Here is a 3,240-nt window from a genome sequence, read left to right on the forward strand (position 1 = left end):
CGTAAAAGAATAAAGAAAGTAATAAAGGGCACATGGGGGATGCCTAGGCTCTCAGAGGCGATGAAGGACGTGATAAGCTGCGAAAAGCTAGGGGTAGGTGCAAATAACCATTGATCCCTGGATCTCCGAATGGGGCAACCCAACAGAGTAGTACTCTGTTACAATGCTATGCATTGAGCTAACGCGGGGAACTGAAACATCTAAGTACCCGTAGGAACAGAAAATAACAATGATTCCCAAAGTAGTGGCGAGCGAACTGGGACCAGCCCAAACCGGTATTGTTTAGGCAATACCGGGGTTGTAGGACTGCGTTGTGGCACGAAACGTTGGAAGTAGAACGATCTGGAAAGTTCGATCAAAGAAGGTGATAATCCTGTATACGACTCCGACGCGAAGCCTAGCAGTATCCTGAGTAGCGCGGGACACGAGAAATCCTGTGTGAATCTGCCGGGACCATCCGGTAAGGCTAAATACTCCTGAGAGACCGATAGTGAACCAGTACCGTGAGGGAAAGGTGAAAAGCACCTCGAACAGAGGAGTGAAACAGACCCTGAAACCATGTGCCTACAAGCGGTCGGAGCAGCTTAAGCTGTGACGGCGTGCCTTTTGCATAATGAACCTACGAGTTACTCTTACTGGCAAGGTTAAGTGTAAGTATGCACCGAGCCGAAGCGAAAGCAAGTCCTAACAAGGCGTCTGAGTCAGTAGGAGTAGACGCGAAACCAAGTGATCTACCCTTGTGCAGGTTGAAGGTTGGGTAACACCAACTGGAGGACCGAACCGTTAAACGTTGAAAAGTTTTCGGATGACGTGAGGGTAGGGGTGAAAGGCTAATCAAACTTGGAGATAGCTCGTACTCCCCGAAATGCATTTAGGTGCAGCCTCGGCTTATAATATTGTGTCAGGTAGAGCGACTGATTGGATGCGAGGGCTTCGCCGCCTATCAAGTCCAGATAAACTCCGAATGGGCACAATATCTTTACCGGGAGTGAGGGCATGGGTGCTAAGGTCCATGTCCGAGAGGGAAAGAACCCAGACCATCAGCTAAGGTCCCCAAATACATGTTAAGTTGAATTAACGAAGTATGATTACTAAGACAGCTAGGATGTTGGCTTGGAAGCAGCCATTCATTTAAAGAGTGCGTAACAGCTCACTAGTCGAGTGGTCGTGCGTGGATAATAATCGGGCATTAAACATGTTACCGAAGCTATGGGATAAATATTATCGGTAGGGGAGCATTCTACTCTGCGTTGAAGGCGAAGTGTAAACTTCACTGGAGCGTGTAGAAAAGCAAATGTAGGTATAAGTAACGATAAAGGAGGTGAGAAACCTCCTCGCCGAAAGACTAAGGTTTCCTGATCAACGCTAATCGGATCAGGGTAAGTCGGGCCCTAATGCTAAGCCGAACGGCAATGCAGATGGACGAACCGGTTAATATTCCGGTACTGAATAAAAGAGTGATGCGGCGACGCAGGAGTGATACTGCTGCCACCAGACGGATTCGGTGGTTGAAAGGCGTAGACGTTGATTCCGGTAGGCAAATCCGCCGGGAGAGTCGAACCCCCACAGGACTGCAACCCTTCGGGCGCGCAGATAATGCAGGTAATCAGACTGCCAAGAAAACCCGCTAAACTTTAATCTTTTGTTCAACCGTACCACAAACGGACACACGTAGTCGGGTTGAAAATACTAAGGCGCTCGAGCGATTCACAGTTAAGGAATTAGGCAAAATGACCCTGTAACTTCGGGATAAAGGGTACCGTCAGCAATGGCGGTCGCAGAGAATAGGTCAAGGCAACTGTTTATCAAAAACACATGGCTATGCGAATTAGCAATAAGAAGTATATAGTCTGACACCTGCCCGGTGCTGGAAGGTTAAGAGGAGATGTCATCAGCAATGAGAAGCATTGAATTGAAGCCCCAGTAAACGGCGGCCGTAACTATAACGGTCCTAAGGTAGCGAAATTCCTTGTCGGGTAAGTTCCGACCTGCACGAATGGTGTAATGATCTTGACACTGTCTCAACTGTGATCTCGGTGAAATTGTAGTATCGGTGAAGATGCCGATTACCCGCGATGGGACGAAAAGACCCCGTGAACCTTTACTATAGCTTTACATTGACGTTGGGCACTTAATGTGTAGGATAGGCCGGAGGCAATGAAGTTGGTACGCCAGTACTAGTGGAGCCATCCTTGAAATACGGCCCTTTGATTGTTTGACGTCTAACCCGCTGATGCGGGGACACTGTATGGTGGGTAGTTTGACTGGGGTGGTCGCCTCCAAAAGAGTAACGGAGGCTTCTAAAGGTGTGCTCATGACGATTGGTAACCGTCAGTAGAGTGTAATGGTATAAGCACGCTTGACTGAGAGACCCACAAGTCGATCAGGTAGGAAACTAGAGCATAGTGATCCGGTGGTTTCAGTATGGAATGGCCATCGCTCAAAGGATAAAAGGTACTCCGGGGATAACAGGCTGATCATTCCCAAGAGCTCATATCGACGGAATGGTTTGGCACCTCGATGTCGGCTCGTCACATCCTGGGGCTGGAGCAGGTCCCAAGGGTTGGGCTGTTCGCCCATTAAAGTGGCACGCGAGCTGGGTTCAGAACGTCGTGAGACAGTTCGGTCTCTATCTATCGTGGGCGCAGGATATTTGCGGAGATCTGACACTAGTACGAGAGGACCGTGTTGGACGCACCCCTGGTTCACCGGTTGTTCCGCCAGGAGCATCGCCGGGTAGCTAAGTGCGGATTGGATAAGTGCTGAAAGCATCTAAGTACGAAGCCGGCTTCAAGATAAGATATCCCTTAAGGGTGGTTGTAGACTACGACCTTGATAGGCTACAGGTGTAAAGGCAGTAATGTCATAGCCGAGTAGTACTAATAGCCCGGACGCTTTCTGTAGTGTCAGTTAGCAGTCAACAGTCAACAGTTATCAATAACCGTTAACAATAGACCTGGCTGGCACAGACAAAGAATACGGTTTGATACCTATAGAACAATAAGCCGAACAATACTTGATCTTTTTACATCGTGTCGACATATACGGTTGGCATGTGAACACAAGGCAGCTTAAGGGTATAATATCCCTGTTGACTGCTCACTGCTCACTGTTGACTGAAGAGCATTCAGGTGGTTATAACACCGGGGTTCCACCTCTTCCCATTCCGAACAGAGAAGTTAAGCCCGGTCGTGCCGATGGTACTGCGATTAGTGGGAGAGTAGGTTACCGCCGTTTTAA

General features: G+C 48.7%; 2 rRNA genes. Both read left to right on the forward strand.

The annotated features are described in order from the left end of the window. Positions 1 to 12 precede the first annotated feature (12 nt). Positions 13 to 2,903, forward strand: a 23S ribosomal RNA gene (locus M2448_RS20225). A gap of 224 nt (positions 2,904 to 3,127) precedes the next feature. Further along, positions 3,128 to 3,237 (forward strand): 5S ribosomal RNA (gene rrf, locus M2448_RS20230). Positions 3,238 to 3,240: the final 3 nt, after the last annotated feature.

Source organism: Dysgonomonas sp. PF1-14 (genome assembly GCF_029892965.1).
Lineage (GTDB): Bacteria > Bacteroidota > Bacteroidia > Bacteroidales > Dysgonomonadaceae > Dysgonomonas.